At 44.2% G+C, this 2,821-nt stretch carries 3 protein-coding genes; all 3 read right to left on the reverse strand.

The genetic code is table 11. The features are described 5' to 3' along the window. Window positions 1–157: 157 nt before the first annotated feature. Window positions 158–808, reverse strand: coding sequence for a hypothetical protein (locus tag WCO51_11890; protein ID MEI6513955.1), 651 nt, complete (start codon window positions 806–808; stop codon window positions 158–160). An 89-nt stretch (window positions 809–897) separates the two neighbouring features. Beyond that, complete coding sequence (locus tag WCO51_11895) at window positions 898–2,352, reverse strand: tetratricopeptide repeat protein (protein ID MEI6513956.1); 1,455 nt, start codon at window positions 2,350–2,352, stop codon at window positions 898–900. Window positions 2,353–2,359: 7 nt separating this feature from the next. Further along, window positions 2,360–2,821, reverse strand: a 462-nt coding sequence (locus tag WCO51_11900; protein MEI6513957.1) for an MFS transporter, incomplete at its 5' end; no start/stop codon positions are given.

Below are 2,821 nucleotides of genomic sequence, written 5' to 3' on the forward strand. Positions count from 1 at the left end.
GTATTTTAGTATATCTATTAGCTGTTTGTCAACCCTATTGAATTCTACGAAAACGTCGATAAAGGGTAATAATCGAGGATATTAAGCGATTTTAAAAGAATTATCAATGTGAAATCAACCCATGAATCCTTTTCTGCGTAGGCAGTATTGGCTGTAATTACTTGGTTGCCGGTTCGATCTTAACCTTTTCAGGAGTAACAGCGCTTAGCTCCTGAAGAAGCGTATAAACACGAGGTGGTATAAGTACATTCTCGATATAGTACCAATATAATTGATCATCGGTGGCTTTCGGCTCACCAGGGTCTTTCAAATCCTTTAAGGTTTGACGGGAGGATTCAAGCATGATCTTCTTTTGGTCTTCATTTAGGAGCACAAGGATGTCTTTTGTTGCTGTTTTGATAGCTTTCGAACCGATATCTTTGCGAATATCACTAGACTTGACGAAGATCGACGAAACTTTCTTGTAAAATTTTTCGTCTGCGGCTGTTCCGTTCAAACTAGCTTTACGCTGTTTTAGAATATCATCTTTGAGGGCAATTAAGTCTTTTGCTTCATCTGCCTCCATCTTCTTTGCTGTTGCTCTTTGAACGTCCAATGTTTTGAGTATGCCGAGTATCTGTTTCTTTTCAAGCTTGAGGACATAGAGTGTGTCTAACATTCTGATATCATCGAGCGCTTCAAGAAGTGGGTCCACCCCAATCGTTTCAGCAGGTTTAACAGTAGCTACTTCTTTTGTAACTTTAGTCGTCGTTTCGGCCCAAATGCCGATAGAAGCTATTGCCAGCAACAACATGATAATCCAGCGCATAGGTTTAATGGCTCCTTATAAATACCTGATATTATTCTTTGGTTAGACGTGTACCCTATCATTAGGTTTCAAAACAAGAGGCAAAGGCATTAATGACGATAGAATAGACGTTGTATCTTATCGTGAAGCCGCTTCAAGAAGCCATCTCCTGTTTTAAGCTCTGAATCAAACTTAAGAGAAGTTTCCAACATGTTGAAAGATGTTACAAATGGAAACCGTAGTTTATATAACGCGAGCAATTCAATTGCAGTGTCTTTATGTCCGATTTGGTTTAGAGCAAGAACAGTTGAAATGCATTCTTCAAGAGTATCCGGGGGAGCTGTGAAAGCATTGTTGATAGTCTCTTGAACTTTTTCTTCCTGTCCAAGCCCATGATAGGTGCGAATAAGGCCATCATAATAGGTCTTGACGTCAGATGATAAGCTGATTGCATTCTGATAACATTCAAGCGCCTTATCCCATTCCCCGTGCACTTCAAGAACCTTCGCTTCGCTTCTTAATAAATCAGGCGTTACTTCGGAGCGTTGCTTAAGCTGTTCGACTAGCTTGCTAGCCTCATCGAATCGGGCTTGCATTAGGTAGGCGTTGATTAACCCGGTGCCAATCACCCGACAGGAGATGGGATTTTCAAGGTCTAATGCCTTTCTAAGAACGGCTGTGCCGCTTTTTATATCTCCTTCGCGTATGAGTTCGGTAGCTTTAGCGAGGGGGCCAACATATCTCATGAAAGGCGCTGCCTCTTCAGCGCGCTTTTGCCAATCGTCATGACTGTGCACATCGCCTTTTTTGGCCTCAATCGTAGCCATTGTTTCACATGCTAATTGACATCGGCTGTTAATCGCGAGCGCTTTCGCCGCCGCGTTTTCCGCATCAATGAGTTGGTCTGCTAATAATAAAGTAGAAGCTAGTTCAGCCCAGACCTTATCGCTTTCAGGAGCGATCTCTATGGCCCTGTTCAAAAGCTCTTCAGCTTGAACTAAATCGCCTGTCAGCTTAAGGATTTGAGCGCGAAGTATCAGTGATGCAGGGGAATTATGGAAACGCTCCAGCAGAAGCGAAATCACCTGTTTTGCCTCATTAGGACGCTCGGCAAAGAATAAGAAGGAAATATATTGAGCGAGCGCCGGGGGATCGTTAGAATGGAACTCGCGCAATTTTTTTGCCAGCTCATCTGCCTGTGGAATGTTGTTAAGCAGAATGTAATAACCGACCGCAGTAGAAAGAACATTTGCGTCATTAGGATTCATCGTTACAGCTTTCTCAACATGCTGACCGGCTAAATTGAAATCCCCGAGGAAGGTGTAGATTTCACCGGCAGCAGCTTGGGCTATCGGCTCATCGGAATCAATGGATAAAGCCTTATTCAAAGCCTCCTGAGCCTCATCCAATCGTCCTGTCCAAAGCCTTATCGTTGCGGCACATGCCCATAGCTTTGCTGAATTAGGGTGAGCAATAACTGCTTCTTCGGCCAAACGATAAGCCGCACCTATTCCGGGCACTTGTTTTGCTGCGCGTATCTGTTCAATAAGCTCGTCGACAGTCATTGTTCTCCTAGTTTTCAGGTAAAGGTTGGCCTTTAGTTTCAGGGGCTTTGTTTACAGCGATCAAGCCAATTAAATAGATGACGGCGAAAAGTCCCATCCCTGCCGCAACTGAACCATTGAAAGCGCCAATCACTTTCCCCGTTAGCCAGGGAAGAGGCGCAGTGACAATACGTCCGGTATTATAACAAAATCCCAGCCCTGTTGCTCTTAGGCGAGTAGGGAATAACTCGGGGAAATAGAGCGCAAATCCAGCCGAAACCCCAATCGTAAATAGCGCCATCAACGGGGCGAAGTAGAGAAGACTTTGGTAAGTATGAGTTCCAAAAGAGACCCCCATCACCACAATTGCGCTAAGGATGAAAAATAGTCCGAAAGCACGTCGCCGACCTAACCGTTCGCAAAGAGTAGGGAACAAAAAGACGCCGATTAAAGTGCCTATGTGCATCGTAAATGTCACATAGCTCGTACG

The organism is bacterium, assembly GCA_037131655.1.
In the GTDB taxonomy this organism is placed as follows: domain Bacteria; phylum Armatimonadota; class Fimbriimonadia; order Fimbriimonadales; family JBAXQP01; genus JBAXQP01.